Source organism: Aureliella helgolandensis, assembly GCF_007752135.1.
GTDB classification, from domain to species: Bacteria; Planctomycetota; Planctomycetia; order Pirellulales; family Pirellulaceae; genus Aureliella; species Aureliella helgolandensis.
The window spans coordinates 3,187,866-3,204,232 of sequence record NZ_CP036298.1; the positions used below are offsets into that span (position 1 = coordinate 3,187,866).

At 54.1% G+C, this 16,367-nt stretch carries 14 protein-coding genes and 1 pseudogene; 1 reads left to right on the forward strand and 14 read right to left on the reverse strand.

Annotated elements, in window-relative coordinates; translation table 11 throughout:
• Positions 1 to 85 precede the first annotated feature (85 nt).
• Positions 86 to 1,588, forward strand: a complete 1,503-nt coding sequence (locus Q31a_RS11430) for a DUF1501 domain-containing protein (protein ID WP_145077661.1) — start codon at positions 86 to 88, stop codon at positions 1,586 to 1,588.
• Between the two features lie 573 nt (positions 1,589 to 2,161).
• On the opposite strand, the pseudogene Q31a_RS31385 reads toward Q31a_RS11430, so the two are convergent.
• The 14 genes and pseudogenes from Q31a_RS31385 to Q31a_RS11490 form a co-directional block, all read right to left on the reverse strand.
• Positions 2,162 to 2,296, reverse strand: a pseudogene (locus Q31a_RS31385) (carbohydrate porin); the annotation flags it as partial.
• A 270-nt stretch (positions 2,297 to 2,566) separates the two neighbouring features.
• Positions 2,567 to 2,815 carry a hypothetical protein gene (locus Q31a_RS11440; RefSeq protein WP_197356688.1) on the reverse strand — a complete coding sequence of 83 codons (249 nt, stop codon included), beginning with the start codon at positions 2,813 to 2,815 and terminating at the stop codon, positions 2,567 to 2,569.
• Positions 2,816 to 2,830: 15 nt separating this feature from the next.
• The gene (locus Q31a_RS11445; protein WP_231691157.1) at positions 2,831 to 5,251 is read right to left on the reverse strand and encodes a DUF1254 domain-containing protein; all 2,421 of its coding nucleotides are present in this window, start codon (positions 5,249 to 5,251) and stop codon (positions 2,831 to 2,833) included.
• A gap of 37 nt (positions 5,252 to 5,288) precedes the next feature.
• Complete coding sequence (locus tag Q31a_RS11450) at positions 5,289 to 5,774, reverse strand: hypothetical protein (protein ID WP_145077665.1); 486 nt, start codon at positions 5,772 to 5,774, stop codon at positions 5,289 to 5,291.
• 91 nt (positions 5,775 to 5,865) lie between these two features.
• Entirely contained in the window at positions 5,866 to 7,203 is a 1,338-nt protein-coding gene (locus Q31a_RS11455; protein ID WP_231691158.1) for a carbohydrate porin, read from the reverse strand.
• A gap of 609 nt (positions 7,204 to 7,812) precedes the next feature.
• Entirely contained in the window at positions 7,813 to 8,682 is an 870-nt protein-coding gene (locus tag Q31a_RS30140; protein WP_197356690.1) for a sulfatase-like hydrolase/transferase, read from the reverse strand.
• Positions 8,639 to 9,364 carry a sulfatase-like hydrolase/transferase gene (locus Q31a_RS30145; protein WP_197356692.1) on the reverse strand — a complete coding sequence of 242 codons (726 nt, stop codon included), beginning with the start codon at positions 9,362 to 9,364 and terminating at the stop codon, positions 8,639 to 8,641. The genes Q31a_RS30140 and Q31a_RS30145 overlap by 44 nt, the downstream gene beginning before the upstream one ends.
• A gap of 194 nt (positions 9,365 to 9,558) precedes the next feature.
• Complete coding sequence (locus Q31a_RS11465; protein ID WP_145077667.1) at positions 9,559 to 11,940, reverse strand: arylsulfatase; 2,382 nt, start codon at positions 11,938 to 11,940, stop codon at positions 9,559 to 9,561.
• Between the two features lie 176 nt (positions 11,941 to 12,116).
• Positions 12,117 to 13,136, reverse strand: coding sequence for an HAD family hydrolase (locus Q31a_RS11470; protein ID WP_231691159.1), 1,020 nt, complete (start codon positions 13,134 to 13,136; stop codon positions 12,117 to 12,119).
• A gap of 53 nt (positions 13,137 to 13,189) precedes the next feature.
• Positions 13,190 to 13,324, reverse strand: a complete 135-nt coding sequence (locus Q31a_RS31120) for a hypothetical protein (protein ID WP_261342712.1) — start codon at positions 13,322 to 13,324, stop codon at positions 13,190 to 13,192.
• 76 nt (positions 13,325 to 13,400) lie between these two features.
• Positions 13,401 to 13,844 carry a hypothetical protein gene (locus Q31a_RS11475; RefSeq protein WP_145077669.1) on the reverse strand — a complete coding sequence of 148 codons (444 nt, stop codon included), beginning with the start codon at positions 13,842 to 13,844 and terminating at the stop codon, positions 13,401 to 13,403.
• A gap of 117 nt (positions 13,845 to 13,961) precedes the next feature.
• Positions 13,962 to 14,420 carry a DUF1254 domain-containing protein gene (locus Q31a_RS11480; protein WP_197356694.1) on the reverse strand — a complete coding sequence of 153 codons (459 nt, stop codon included), beginning with the start codon at positions 14,418 to 14,420 and terminating at the stop codon, positions 13,962 to 13,964.
• Positions 14,421 to 14,426: 6 nt separating this feature from the next.
• Complete coding sequence (csrA, locus tag Q31a_RS11485) at positions 14,427 to 14,681, reverse strand: carbon storage regulator CsrA (RefSeq protein ID WP_145077671.1); 255 nt, start codon at positions 14,679 to 14,681, stop codon at positions 14,427 to 14,429.
• Positions 14,682 to 14,849: 168 nt separating this feature from the next.
• A complete protein-coding gene (locus Q31a_RS11490) occupies positions 14,850 to 16,367 on the reverse strand; it encodes a DUF1254 domain-containing protein (protein WP_231691160.1) in 1,518 nt (505 codons plus the stop codon).

Genomic DNA, 16,367 nt, shown 5'->3' on the forward strand with positions numbered 1-16,367 from the left:
GACACCAGCCGCGAGCCCCATACGATAACTGCCGAGACAACAGACGCCCGACGCTACAAACGCTTACGACTCACAGGAGATAACTATGAATAACCCCGAACACCTTTCGATTCTCGGTCGGCGTCTGCTGGATCGCCGCGGCTTTCTTGGAACGGCTGGTCTATCGACTGCTGGACTCGCCCTCGCCAGTCTGCTTGATGCAGATGGTCTGCTAGCCGACGATGTACGAACGGTTAGCGGCAAGACTCCAATTCGCCCGAATATCGATCCGAATACTCCCTATGCGGCGCGCCCCGCTCACTTTGAGATGCCTGCCAAACAGGTATTGGTTATCTACTGCCCAGGAGCCGTCAGTCACGTCGACACGTTCGACTACAAACCCGCCTTGATCAAGCTTCACGGCCAGAAGCCTCCCGGCCTCCCAGCCGTCACCTTCGAAGGTCCGACCGGCAACATCGCCAAGCCTTTTTGGGAATTCAAACCGCGGGGTGAAACCGGAAAAATGGTCTCGGAACTGCTGCCAAACCTGGCCAATCAGGTCGACGACTTCTGCTTCTTCCACGCTCTGACGACCGATACGAGCGCTCATCCGCAGGGTGAGAATTTCATGAACACGGGTTTCACGATGGAAGGCTTTCCATCATTCGGAGCTTGGGTGACCTACGCATTGGGGACTGAGAATCAGGAATTACCATCTTTCGTCGCCATCAACGATCCGCGAGGTCTCGCGCGCAGCGGCAAGAACAACTTTGGCAACGGCTTCCTCCCAGCGGCGTTTCAAGCAGCGGACTTCACGGCGAAGAATCCGCCCAATAACTTGCACCGGCCTGCCGGTCTTACCAGGGGTGCCGATCGAGGTACCGTGCAATTGCTGCAGCGCCTAAACGCGAAACACCTTGAAAAGTACCCTGGTGATGCGAATCTCGCCGGACGGATTGCCAGCTACGAGTTGGCGGGTCGCATGCAGACCTCAGTTCCCGAAGTGATGGATCTGTCAGGCGAAACCGAGTCCACATTGAAGGCGTACGGAATCGAAGGTGGTAGCGAACTACGTGGTCACTACGCCAGGAATTGCATCCTCGCCAGGCGATTGCTGGAGAAGGGTGTTCGGATCGTCCAACTATTCAACGGCAGCGACCCGGCCGGCGGCAACGGCATCACGAACTGGGACTCCCATTCCGACATTGCCGAAACACACGCCATGCAGGCCGAGATCATGGATCAGCCGACAGCTGCGCTGCTCGCCGACCTGAAACAACGTGGCATGCTGGAACATACGCTCGTCGTGTGGGCAACCGAATTTGGCCGCATGCCGTTCCTGCAAGCCAATGGCACGGGGCGCGACCACAACCCCAGCGCATTCACGTGCTTTCTCGCCGGAGCCGGAGTCAAGAAAGGATTCAGTTACGGCGAAAGCGATGAATTCGGATTCGAGGCCGCAGTCGACAAGACAACTGTCTACGATTTCAACGCCACGCTGCTACACCTAATGGGACTGGACCACGAACGCCTCACGTTCTACCACAACGGCCTCGAACGCCGCCTCACCAACGTTCACGGCCAAGTTATCCATGACGTGCTAGCCTAGCTCCGAGCGTATCCCGCTACGCGCTAGGCTTCCGAGTTTCACCCGACCAGCAACATGTCGATAAAGCAAAACGTTCTCTGATCAGCAAGGGAGTTAGCCTTCTAGATTCAGCTGAAGTCGCTTTCGCCGACGCGCATTTGGGCGACCGAACGATTTCTGAAGTTGTACAACCCGACGCGACTTGGCAAGTCACTCGATTGCAAGAAGCTAACTAGACCGCTTCCGCCGCGTTTTCAAAATGCTAACGGCACGGCTTGCTGACTGCATGCTCCGCACTCGATCCGGTTCGTGCATAAGGAGGGCGTGACCTTACGCACGAAAACTTGTGCACAATGACGGTTCGTCATTGTGCACGAAAGGCGATGGCTGTTGGGCCTGGATTCAACGCCAGCGCGCAGTCAGATTGACTACACTGCTAATTGCGGTCGGTGTTTTCCACCGCTGCGCCGAGCCGCAATTCGGTCGTGCCGGAGGGCGATGCAACCTACTGCACGAGGGGTGACTAGGTGCTGCGCTGTTAATGGCCAATCTCGCACCCTTGCCGTTTTGGTCGATCTCGATCTGATACCAGTGCTAGGGGGGCACAGTGAATCGGAGCCCGACCGCCGGTGCGTCACGGAAGATTCCGGATGGGCTCGCGATGTACTGAATGTCCAACTGAACACAGACAACGTCGGTGACCTGCGCTTTGTAGAACACTTCCACTTTGGCTTCCCCGTTTGTGCCACCGAGGTTGAGTTAACAGCTACACCTGTGCAGAGAGGCTTCAGTTGCAACGCTTCGTCAATCTGGAAGCTGTTGACAATCACGGTACGTACTTGCGGCTCCTAATAAATCAACCGGTTCCACGTCTGCTAGTTTGAAGGTCTTGTCGTCGAAGGCCTCCTTCGGACCGTAGAAGCGGAACATCAGCAGCGGCTTCTTGCCCGCCGTCGGGATTCAGTTATTCTCCAGTCCCTCGGGTGAGCGGTGATAAGCTTATTCACTAGGGATCTGCGCATCGACTGTCGCGTTGAGCAACACCTGAAGTTGTTCGGCCAAGTTTGTCTTGACCGCGTCTTCCACACTTCGTCCCGTCATCCATCCAACGACCACAATCACGATGGCGGTTAACGCCGGGCCGATCCACATTCGCTGCGGCGTGAGAAGATTGGTGGTCAGCGCCGCACCGGTCGCCGATCGCAACCGCGAAAAACGGGATTGGTTTACTGAGGAATTTTGGCTCACGGCGACTCAATATTGTCAAAACAGGAAGGAATATCCCAGCACTATCGCCAGCAGGATCGGATAGACAAACCGCGACCAGCGGTCGATCCGTTCGGCCCGTGGCAATTTCTTGCCTCGAATCAAAACTGTATTGACGACGGTTTGGATCAAGCCGGCAAATACCGTCAGCGTCGAGAGCAAAATGAACCGGTCCATACGCGTGATGTAGGAGACCCGCGGCAAGAGAACGGTAATCGCGAACAAGTAAGCAACCAGAGTCAGAAATGCGGAAGTGGAAACGCCGATATTCGTTCCAGTTTGCTCCGGGTCAATCCACCGAGGCAACCAGGACATGATGACAATCAGGCACAAAGGAATGATGACTTTAAGGATATAGAATGTCGACTGACGGTGAATGTTGATCTTCATTTCATACCCCGCCACGCCGACGTCACCTCCGTCAGGGTGGTAGGGAGACGACATGGCCTCCCAGGATTCGACGGTAAAATCCGGCAGAGAAAATTTGCTCGCGATGCTGGAGGATCTGCCCGCTTCATTGACAAGCGGCACCATTTTGACGTGTTCTTCCGAAAGTCCCGCCGCGACAAGCTGGATCGACAACGTCTGCTGATCGAACGGAAAATCCCGGAGCATCAGCGGCTGCGAGAACCGACCCCACACCTTTTGTCGAGAGATCACGATGCCGTCTGGTTGGATGTCAACGGACTCGGGAAACGACCGCCAGGCCATTTGTTGGCCAATGATCGTTAGTCGAGGAGACCAAACGTCGGAAATATTTCGATGCATCGGCCCGGGGCCTTTGTGACGCAACAACGGGTTCTTCCATCTCGCTTCGTAATAGACGCTGGCGGCAAAGCTCTGGTCGGCCGAATCGACTTCATCGACGTCGATGACAAAGATCGCCACCTGAACCTCCGTCGGTTCGCCCCAGACCGTCGGACGCTCCATCTCGGGTTTTGGCTCATCGACCAGCACCGACGGTTTCACTTCTTCAGCCGCCTCGGCGCCGGCAGGCTTTTGCACGGTCGCCGTCGGCGCCGAATCTGCCTTCCAAACCAGTGGTGGCGTCCACGTGCCGTCGTAGGCTTCCGGTTTCGGCCAATACAAACGCATAACCATGTAAAATGGGCCGTTCGGTGCCGGCAGCCAGTTGGCCGCCTCTTCTTCCGGCGACTGTAACTGAATGGCGATTGTCAGACCGCCTTTCGCATCGCGGTCAAGTGAATCAATCATTGATGAACTGATACGATATCGGCTGATCGGATTGGGGGCCAATGTGTTGCTCTGGCTGTCGTAAACCGTGATGGACCAGAACGCGCTGACCGGTGGCAGTTCTTCTGGTCCGATGTTCAATACATAGTTTGCCGCGCTCCCATCAAGCGGTTTCCCCTCGGCATCCGAGAGATACAACGGATAGAGTGCCTCTTCTTTGGAATTGGTGTAACGACCAAGCTTCGCAGCCACGGCGCGCTTGATCAGGTAGTCGCTGCCAAGAAATTCGCGGGCGCCAATCACCTCGGCGACCTTCAACTTGGCAGCCGCCGCCGTGATCGCAGCCTCACCCTCCGCCATACCTTTGGCGAGTGCCTCTTGGATTTCGGGGCTGACCGCGTCAACATTGAACGGCTCACCGGCAATGACACCCATGCGTGCCAGTCGCGTGATCAGTTCCTGTTCCGATGCATGAGGCGGACAGAATGGCAAAATGAAATTGAGTGTTGAAAAGAATGCGAGATCCGCGCCAGCATCAGACAACGGGAGTGGAAACTCGGTTTCGATCGCGGGAGCCGGCTTTGGCTCACCAGCAAATTCACTCAAAGTCTTCGAGGTGTACTGCTTCTGAATGTCCTTGACGTTCTCAAGATCATCGGGCCCGAGCAACTGCGTCCGATAGATGGCTAACGCAAATTCGGTCTCGCATCGGATCACTTTGCTAATGCCCGTTGGCGTCTCGCCTGTCCAGTTTGGCCCGGCGATCAGGAATTGCCCCGCGCCATTGCCCGTTACTCTGGAACCGATGTAATCGAAATTGAACTTGAACAGGTCCGTCATCTGGATCGAATAGTAGCGTCCCTTCTCAATGGCGGGGACACCCAGCACGACAGGTTCATTTCTTAAGTCCATCCACAAGAATGAATAGGGCGTGTCGGCGTTGGGGGTCACGACCCCTTTGTCAGCCGGAGTGAATAAGTTGGCCTCGTGTTTGAGCGTATTCAGTGGTGCCTTGAATTCCTTCGCGGTGGTGTCGATGGCTGAGTCATACATCGACCGATAGCTCTCGACGATTGGAAAACCAAAGATGTAGGCTTCACGAGCGATCGTTTGCGCTTCTACGGACGACAGTTCCTGAGCCTGACTGAAATGCGGCATTATCGTTGCTGCAAACGCAGCACATGCTAGAAACACCGAGTTAATGACCTGGGGACCAGTGTGCATCTGCAGATACCTCAAACGTTATGTGGTGGAAACTTTTTCAGCATTTCTGCAATTGCTGTACCGGTGCGACGTTCTTTCTCGGAGTCGTCGACATCGACCAACACATCTGCGATCGCAGTCGCTCTCCAAAGCACTTCCATCGTCTTTGAATCAAGGATACTGAGCTCGACTTGAGATTGTGACGGAAGCTATTGAGAGCGAACGTTCCGGTCTGAGGAAACTCAATTGTTGGGTCGAATGCCCAGGCAATCGTCATGCCATCGCTGCGATGCACGTTAACCTTCTTCAGCCGTGCGTTACCGCTCATGTCCAACTGAAAGTCACCGTAGGCTGTCGCGGTGGCATCGGTGATGAACGAACTCGGCAATAGTTTCGACATGACGTCGATGACGGCTTGCGGAACCATGTAACGACCGATCGATGTTCCGGACGCTCCCATTGCGAGCATTACGATCACAAAGATGGCGATCGCGATTATGACTCCGAATTGAGTGAGCGTCTCGACCAGAGTGCTTGCGACCATGCTTAAATCCAATCAGTTATTCTTGATCGCGTAGTCGCCTACGACTAATGATTTGATCTCTTTGTTTTCGGCTTGAAGGAACAGTGCCGAATTAGAGATCGAACTTGGCTCTCAACCCAAACATCACCATTGTATCGACACGCGAGCGCGCCGGTTCGACGACTTGCAGGTCTGCCGTGACGTGGCACCAGGGGGGCACGCCGACGTTATAAAACATCTCAACGCCCTGCTCGTCCTGAAGTGGCAACAGTATCGGAGCGAGCTGTTTCAGTGGTTCGCTAACACCCGCGTAAAAGTAGCCAATTCCGAACGTGTCCTGCGGACGATTGCCGATTGGATTGGAACCACCCACGCCAATGTTCGCAGCCCAATTGAATGGGTTGGGATTATCGTCTGCGATCCCGACGTTTCCGAAGACACCCCAGGAACGTGTTGGATCATCGGGCGAAACATAGAGAGCTTGGTCGAATGCGTAGGCCAGCAACCACGAACCCGTCTTGTCAGGATTTGCTAAAACCACTCCCTGGCCTGGGTCAAAATAGGGATTGGGGTCGAGGCTATTGTAGGTCCCGCTACTGTACAAACCATAAACCATCTGATGCCCGGGCTTGTTCATAAGCTTAGTCGGCAGGGTCGCCGAAGCGAACAGCGACACTCCATTATCGAAGAACGTATCAAAGCCACTCACGGTCGGCGTATTGTTCGCGTCGTAGACGAACGCCGAAAATACAGCTTCCTGGTTTTCATCGAGTACGACCATTCCGGCACCGAACGATGAGTAGGGAAACGCCGTGACGAGAACTGGATTGAAACACAGGGCAAGGTTTTGAAACCCGTCTTGGCCGTTTGCTCCTCCGGTGAATGGCTGAACAAAACCATCGAGTGTGTTGATTTTTCCGGCTTGCACCAAAACGGATTCACTCAGTGCCTGCGTAAAAGTGACGTTTGTGAGCGCCGTGACGTCGCGATTTCCGTCGGGTAGTATTTGCGCCACGCTGACTGGCAGAAGCGTTCCAGAAAATTGGTTGATCGAGCTGCCAAACACTGACTCACCGTGCAGGTTGATCGTCAGACCATCCCATAAGCCAACCTTCTTTCCGTCGATGTTCAGAAACATATCGACCCGGCCGCGATAGCGGGAAGTCTCGTCGAGCCCGCCGGATGTGATGTCTGAGTAAAAGTTGGTGTTGGAGATATTCCAGGTGTAACCTTTTTCCTCAAAGCACGACCTCAGGCCACACCAGTCTCCGGACAAAGTGGAGCGTTCCCAACACGAACTACCACAGACGGGCGCGTTGAACAGTGAATCGCAGGAAGCGTCGCATTGCGCAGCCGCTTGTTGGGGTAAGCATGCGGACAGACAGACTTGCACGCCGATGAAAAGTCCGAGAGTCAACAACAGTAGCTTTTTTTGATATGAACCTAGCACGACTTCGCTTCCTTGCGATCAAAGTTGATTTCGACGTGACTGGTAGTGGCTGTGGCTTCCAGCCGCAGATTACTGGGGCAAGATGCTCCGGTCTCTTTCCCAAAAACAAATACCCAGTTACGCGCACGTACTATCGCGGAACCCGCCGCTGAGTCGCTATCGTCACAATTGATACGACGATGCAGATTGATGAACGAGCAGCCATCTCAAAGCGATCTGCGGACGCGGTTATTCCGACTAGGCAACCGTGTCGGGCGGGAAACGCGAAACCTTTTCATCGAAGGTGCCTAGAAAGAGAGGGAAATAACTGTCGTAGTGCAAGCTGCCAGCCTGTGCTTCGACTTCACGCTTTGCTCTCTGTTTTGCTTCGCTGGAACGTTTGGGTCCGGGATACCTAGCTTGATCGGTGGTTTTGCAGCCAGTGGTTGTTCGGCGTTGATTGGATGATGAGAAGGTGTAGGACAGCTTGTCCTGCCATAGGTTTTGCGACGGAGGACGACTCTTTCGCGAAGCGAAAGGTCACTTGATTCGGGTGGGCGTGGGCAGGTTCCAAGGATTGGAAAACGCGCCGGATGTTCTCTCCGGCGCGGGCTCCCGATCCAGGCGGTCTTATTTACTCTTTTTTGCCGGCACGTATGGATCAGGAGTACCGGGTGTAATTGGCGGTTCTGCGGCCAGCGACTTCCTATGTTCTGCCAGAATCGGCCCAAGCCCCCAACGTGACCAAAATCTACCCGCCAATTCTCCGGTCACTGGATACTGTTCTTTAGGGTCACTATAGAGGTCGTAATAGTGAGGGAACGGGAACACGTTCAGTTTCCCATTACCCAGATCTCCTTCAAACTCCATGAGCAGCATCTTATAGTTGTGCCACTTCACGCCGTGAATATCGTTACCGACATAGACGACAAAGCCGTCTCGACCGGACTCCTCTTGTTTCCCCAGGAAGAAATCCGTCATGTCCTTACTGTCGATGATACGATCTGTCGGCACCTTACCACCGGCAATGTTTGCCAATGTAGCGTACAGATCAAACTGGTGAACGATCTCGTTAGAGATCTTGCCTGCCGGAACTTTTCCAGGCCAGCGCACAATAAACGGCACCCGTAAGGACCCTTCCTTACCCGTGAAATAGGAACCACTCCATGGGCCACTCCATCCCTGGTGATCGGGGGTCATCTCGGCGCCGTTATCCGATGTGAAAATGAAAATGGTATTGTCGGCAATACCCAACTCATCCACCTTATCCAGTAATTCACCGGTATAGGCATCGATCTGCATTAGCACATCGCCCCAGCGGCCATTGCCACTCTTGCCTTGAAACTCCTTACTCGGCAACACCGGCATATGCGTCTGGGTGTAGGGCAGGTACAGGAAGAACGGTTTGCCGGCTTTGGCCTGGCGTGTCATGAAGTCCTTGGCATGGTCGGTGACTTCACGGTCGATCTCGAGTCTTGCCGGCACGTCGTAGACTTTCACCACCTTTGCCGGTGAGCCTTTTTTGGCCGAATAAATAAATGTGCTCTTCCTTGATCATCGGATTTTCACCGGTCTCCTCCGCCAATTTCCGATACTTCTGGAACATTTCATTCGCGACCCAAAGGCTCTCGTCGGTCGAATTGGGGATGCCATACCACTCATCGAATCCCTGATCTGTGGGATAGCGACCCTCCGCCTGGCCGAGGTGCCACTTGCCGAACATGGCGGTGGCATAACCCACATCGCCCAGCATCTCCGGCATGGTGTATTCCCACTGGGTCAAACCATAATCGGCGGTTTCGAGCGGTACAGAACCGTTCCCCGTGCGGATCGCGTAGCGGCCGGTCATCAGCGCCGCGCGACTGGGAGTACATTGCGCCTCGACATTGTAATTCAACAGCCGCATCCCTTCACTGGCCAGTTTGTCGATGCGCGACGTGGCGCCACCCCGGAGAATACCCCCGCCGTAACAACCCAGTTCGCCGTAGCCGAAGTTGTCCATATTGATCAGAACAATGTTGGGCTTGGAGGCCTCTTCTTGGGCCACCACTGCTTTCTGCGACAATGGGACAATGTTCAGGCAGAGCCCGACCAATAAACAGCCACAAATAGTCAACCTCGTGACCTTCATCAATGGAATTGATAAAAACAGACTTGGCGCGATTGTTGTTGTCTTGGTCATTTTGATCTCAGTCTTCTGTTAGATTTCGTTTTGTCCTGCCGCAGTGACGATTCGTTTCGTATGCCGGAATCGATTTCATTCCGTTCTTTTTTTGGTTTCAAGCCCGGTTCATTATTCGAAGACCGCCTGCCGACTCGGTTGGAACGGGTGCACAAGGGGCATGCTCCATGCCCCTCATGCATCGTTCAAGCTTTCTACTTCTTCTTCGCCGGGATGCTAATCGTGACGTCGTTCACACGTCCGGTGAACTCCGAGTCCTCAACATCCTTAAAGACCTTGTCAGCCACTGGCGTCGATTCATCGATGCCGACATCGGCTGTTTCATCGGCCGAGTAGACCGCCGGCTGAGTTTTTTCGACGCGTCCTTCGGCGACTTTTTCACCATCAACAAAGAGTTTGGCCAGACCTCCTTTGCCGATTCCGCCTCCGTCATAGTCAAAGACCAATTTGATCTCGGCCTTGTCCTTATCAATTGCTTTCGGGGACGTGATGGTGTAACTATCCAGTCCGAACCAGTTGTAGGTGTAAGCGGGTTTGCCTTTGTCCATGTACAAAGCCCAGCCGCCGAACTTGCCGCCCTGGCAAAGAATCACACCTCGGTCACTGCCTTTTAGATCCACATTGGCAACGATGGTTTTGGACGTGTTCTTCTCGTTGATAAAGGTGTTCTCGAGAATACCCGTCATGCCATGGCCAAGGGTCAAGCTGGTTCTGTCACCCATCAAGTCCGGACGGCCAGCGATGGCAGCGTTGAAGCGTTCATAAGCTCGGTCATCCAAAGGATAGACGCTGTTGGCAATGGCCTCCTTCTTGAACAGTTCCTTCATCTCTTTCAGTTTTTCAGGATGCTTGTCGGCCAGATTGTTCGTCAGGCTAAAATCTTCCGTGGTGTTGTAGAGATCCCAGACGTCAGTCTGCAAAGTGTGGAATGGCTCGTTATTCCATGGAGCGCGATGAACGGCGCGGGCCAGCCAACCTTGGTGATAGATCGCTCGGTTGGCAAACATCTCAAAGTACTGAGTTGTATGCCGGTCTTTTGCTTTCGCGTCATCTGCCGCGTACAGCATGCTCACACCGGACAGTGGCTTTTGTTTGACGCCATTGACGATCGTTGGCTGTGGCAGTTTCGCCGCATCCAGGACGGTCGCCGCAACATCGTTGACGTGGTGCCACTGCGAACGAATCTCACCCTTGGACTTAAATCCTTTTGGCCAGTGCATGACCATTCCGTTGCGCGTGCCACCAAAGTCGGCGGCCATTTGCTTGGTCCAGGTAAACGGTGCATCCGTTGCTACCGCCCATGCAGCTGAAAAGTGAGGAAACGAGTTCGGGCCACCCCAGTCGTCGGCGCGAGCCAGCATGCTGTCAACGGTCTCCGCATCAAAGATGCCGTTCAGGTGAACGAGCTCGTTGTAAGTCCCTTCCAGGCCGCCTTCGCCACTCGAGCCGTTGTCGCCCATGATGTAGATGAACAGCGTATTGTCCAATGCTCCGATATCGTCAATCGCCTCGACCAGTCGCCCGACTTGGTTGTCAGTATGCTCGGTGAAACCGGCAAACGCTTCCATTTGCAGAGCGAATAGTTCACGTTCCTTGTCGCTTAGCTTTTCCCAATCCTTGATGTCCGTTGGCATCGGTGCGAGCTTGGCATTTGGGGGAACGATGCCCATCGCTTTTTGGCGAGCAAGCGTCTCTTCGCGATACGTAAGCCAGCCGGAATCAAATTTCCCGTCATACTTCTCGATCCACTCTTTGGGTGCGTGGTGCGGCGCGTGCACGGCTCCCGGTGCGTAGTAAATAAAGAACGGTTTTTCTGGAGTCATCGCCTGTTGAAACTTCATCCAATTGATGGCTTCGTTGGTCATATCCGCGGTGAAGTGATAATCTGGATCGTCTTTCTTCTGAACTTTCGTGACCCCGTCAAAAATCACAGGATCCCATTGGTTGGTTTCGCCGCCAATAAAGCCATAGAACTTGTCAAAACCAGAGTGCGTTGGCCAGCGGAAATACGGTCCGGAAACCGAGACTTCCCATGTCGGTGTTTCGTGCCACTTTCCGAATGCAGCGGTGCTGTACCCGTTGTGTCGTAGTGTTTCCGCAAAGTATTTCGCGTCGTTCGATCGTTCGCCCTGGTTGCCAGGAAATCCAGTGGCGATTTCCATCACGCAGCCAACGTTGACTTCGTGATGATTCCGACCGGAAAGCAACGAGGCTCGTGTGGGCGAACATAGAGCGGTCGTGTGGAAATGGTTGAAACGCAATCCGTTGTTTGCCAGGCGATCAAAGGTCGGTGTTTCGATGGCTCCACCAAACGTACTGGTTGCGCCAAAGCCAATGTCATCAATCATGACGATGACGACGTTGGGAGCGCCCTCCGGTGGTTTGATCTGAAACATCGGAGGCTTCTTGGCATCTCGGGCGTCCAGCACCTCAATGGGCGCGTATGTTGGTGGCTGAATGGGCAGAACTGTTCTGTCCATTTTGTACTGTGCACCATCTTGCGCCATCGCAGACTGGTTATTGCAAACCAGCAATACTGCGATGGACAGAATGGGTATGAAGAATTGTTTTTTCATCTTATTAGTTCCCTGTAAAAAGAAGTGTTATTAGTTGTTGTTATTCGTAGTTGGTGTTGTAGGACGGCGAGCCTCTCTCACGCCTTCTTGACAGTGGTTTTTCTTGCACGACTTCACCAGATCGATTTCGCCCGGTTGCCAGACGTGGTCGAGCCATGCTTTTTCCGGCCCAGTACTTAATCTTTTGAAAAGATGGTCTTCCAGTCCGACTTGATGTTGACGACGTTCCAGCCCTGCGCCTTCGCCTGCTTGAGCGAAGCGTTGTCTTTTTCGGCATACGCGTATTCGCGTTTGTCATCATCGTGATTGACGAGCAATTGGAATGAAGGCAGAGTGTTGCTGTGGCAATACGTCAACATGCCGATGTCGCCTCCAGTGCGTACATTTCCGCCGGCAAAGATCGGTTTGCGACCAATGTGCAAATCAATTCCCGTGGGCTTGGTCGCCTTGTCATTTAAGAACAGGTGGTCTGCCGTCTTGAACAGTTGCCACTTGCCATCAACTTGTTTGAACACATTTCGGCCGTTAGTGCCGATTACGTTTTCCGGAACAATCCCATAGGTTTCTTCCGAGGTGGCTCGCATGAAATCGATTCCGCCGCCGGAACAGATATAGGTCTTGAACCCATTGGCACGCAGATAAGCTAGCAACTCAACCATCGGCGAGTAGGCGAGCTGTGTGTAAGCCACTTTGAGCTTCGGGTGTTTGGCGGTCGCAAAGAAATCCCTGACGTGGCGATCAAACTCTTCCACCGACATACCGGCATGGGACGTTTCGATTACTTTCAGAAATTCATGTCCGCCGTTTGCCAGATCGTCAACGAGACGTTGTACGTCGCCGGCAAGCACAGATTTATACGGTTCCTGTTCCTTCCATTCGGGATGATCGACTGCCATCGCCTTAATGCGATATACAGCGAATTCAAACTGCACTACCGGTTGTTCGCACCATAAAGTTCCGTCGTTATCGAAGGTCGCGATCCGCTGTTCCGGCGGCACAAACTTCGGGCCACCCTCTTTGGTTATATCCTGCACGAACTGAAGGATCGCCGCTTTGGTCGGTCCGTCATTCCATGATCCCAGCGGATCCGTTGGCCGTGTACTACTGACGCTGCTAGCCAGCGGCTGCTCCTGGGCCATTGCCGATACCGCCAGCATCAGAGTCAGTCCGATACCCATCATTACTTGTTGAACCATCTTCATCTCGCTTTTCATTGTTTGTAGTTTCGCGCCATATGTGGCTGTCGCTTCTAGCCGCAGCGCTCGGTCAAGTGAATGATGTTCGAATACATGATGTGACTTCCTTCCAAATGGATTGAGACGCTAACCGCGCAGGTCATCATGGCAATATCCACGGCAAGTCCGATGATTTGTAAATTCTTCATGGTGTCTCCTTAAGACGATCTGTGGTTAACGATTTTGCTGCGGCTTTGCCTGTCAGCACACTGTTTACCCTTCCTGTTATTCTTCTGGCCTCTGTGAGGAGGGTGCGGCGTCACTCGTGAACAGTCCTAGCCTCTGTTTCAACTCGCGGTCGAAGCTGGCGCCGACGGCCGCGAGCGGGTTGGACAATTTCTCGTAGATCCGCTCCGCCTCCCGTTCGATCTCTACCACCTCGCCCTTGATCCGCTCGGCTTCTCGTTCGACTTCCATCAGCACCAGGATGCCGATGACGAGCGATATTGCCATCACGGATGAGATGCTGAGGACGCAGTATTTGATGATCTCTACCGATCTCGCCATGCGGTTCATGGCGGCTTCTGTCTCCTGCTCCTTGCGGGCGACCGCGGCTTCCTCCTCGCGTTTCTTATCAAGTTCACGCTGCTCCCTCGCTTGCTGCTCGCGCTCCAGCAGCTGGACCACGGCCTCACGAAGTTGCGTGTCTGTCATCGGGGTTTCTGTCATCTGAGGCTCACTGGTTGTGGTCCTTCTTGTGGGTTTCTTGCCTGTCGTTGTGGCCATCACCGCCGCCTTCTTTGTGGGTTTCAGTGTTCGAAAACGAAGCTAGCCGCGGGTGCTTGTTCATCGCTCAAATCTTGCTTTTACATCTGTAGCCGATGGCGCTGGCACCCAGGCATCACTGTCCTTGTAAGTCAGGTTGCCGGGATTACGCGGGAAGTAGCTGATGGCGCGGGCGGCACCGTTACCAATCGCGGAGGCGTCGGTCAGGATCTTCTTCATGCGTGCATCCGGAGCGAAAGGCTTGCCCTTTTCGATCCCGATCGCCGCCATCATTCCCCTGGCTTCCGGGCCGAGATAACTTTCCAGTTCTGTTTGAATCAAGACGTACAGTTTTTCGAACGCGCTGTAATCATTCGGCAGAATCACGTGCATGTCCTTGCCGGATACGTTGATAAACTCGGTGGCCGGGGGGGCATCCGCGGTCGACAGCGGGTACACCGTCAGCGTGCTGCGGATGTTCTTCGACGCGGCCGGGACAGCCTTTTCGATGGGCATGCTCTTGTCGAGATAGCGGTCCATGTTGGTTCACGATTTCAAAGAGTTGAACGTCACCGTAGCACCGGCAGATTCATTCCCAACCGGTCTGGAGGTTTTCAGCAAATCGGAATTCGCTGAATTGTGTTGATTGATTTCAACAATGATCTCTCGTCGAAGAATGGAAACATCTTTGGGTGCCTCAATACCCAAGCGAACTTTGCTTCCCTGGATTCCAAGGACAACGACCTCAACGTTCTCGTTAATGAAAATGGATTCCTCTGGTTTTCGTGTTAACACAAGCATCTCTGTACTCCCTTACCGAGGTTTTAGGTCAAGTTTCTTCAAAGCCTTGTCGCCACACAACGTCGATGCGTTGTCTTGATGACTCGTTTCAGTGAGTGAATAGCCTTCACTTTGCGTTGGCCATCACCGGATTGGGACACGGTTCCCCCGCCAAAAGATCCAGGTGCGTCACTTCACTATTTCGATCTCACTTGGACGCCAACCTTTGTCGTACCAGACTTGCGTCGGACCATAGATCCGCCACAACATGTTCCAACCCTTGGATGGATCCGTTTGAATCCAGTTCACGTTTCCATCAGGCTTCGTTGGGCCGATGTAGACGTCGTAAGATTCATCCGCGTTCTGGACAGTGGCCTTGTCGATACTGGTGACGCCCGGGTAAGGATTGTCAGTTTGCAACAGCGAACGCGTCTGGTTGTCGTAAACGGTGATATCCCAGAATTGCTCGGCCGGAACGTTTGGCGGAATGTGGATTCGATAGGTCTTGCTGCCGTCGAGTGCCTTCCCCTCGGCATCACGCATACCGATTACATACTGTGATCCCGCGCCAACAGGCGGTTTGACCATCGCCGGCGTGATGCCGGTAGCGTAGAAGTGGAAGCGGACACGCGAATTGATCAGGCTGACACCGTCGTTGAGGAACTCGTGGCTGCCACCAGCGAAGCCTAACTCCCAGCTTTTGCTGCCCGGCCAGATCGCGGTGTCCTCCGTGTCGCGGTTGCGGAAGAGGATAGTGCGTTGGGCGGCGGTGCCGACTGCGGCGGCCTCAGCGAGGATCTTCTTCATGCGGGCGTTCGGTTTGAAAGGCTTGCCCTTCTGGATGCCGATCGAGGCCAGCAATCCGAGGATCTCGGAAGTCTCGGCCGAGTTCGGCTCTTCCTGGACCGTGATGTTGACCTCGTCGAAGAAGGTCTCATCCTGGGCGTGCAGGGTGTTGAAGTCCTTCATCGCTGTGTTGACCCAGTTGACTTCCTTGGGCTCACTACCCAGCGGATAGAGAAGGAAATGCTCCTTCATGTTCTTGACCACAGGAACCGGATCGAAGTCCGTCATGAAACCGCGCATCGCCAGCCAGTGGCCGTAGGTCTTTGACTTCTTCACGAAGTAGCCGTCGGTGGGCAAATCGCCCTTGTAGCCAGGCGGCACCAACAGGAACTTTCCGCCATTGCCCTTGTCATCGCCCGCGTTACCGAAATCGCAGACATAGTGGAACCACGCATCGTTGACGATGCCCAACACGTTGGGTGGGGTCTCCATGACCATGGGGCCATCCTTGAGGTCGATCCACATGAATGTGTAGACCACGGTGGTATTGCCCGTCAGAAGCAAGCCTTTGGAATCCAGACGTCCGCCCCAATAGATCATGGTCTCGTTGTCCGGGCCCCACTTTTGGATGCCTTTGCGAAATCCCTGCAGCGAAGCCGCGGGCGTGGTCATGATCATGGACTCCACAGCACGCGAGAAGTCCAAGTGATCCCAGACCTTCTCCGCTGTCGCTTCGGTGGGGAATCCGTCAACGAACTCCAGTGTCCCAAGACGCGTTTCCGTGCGATCGGGAGTGACAACATTCGCCGGAATTTCGGTGGAGTATTTCATTGCGGGTGGCTGTGCTTGAACGCCGGTCGTCAGACAGTAGAAGGCCAGCGCTGCCAGAGTTAGCAGGTGGTGGTTTCGTCGCGTGGTCAT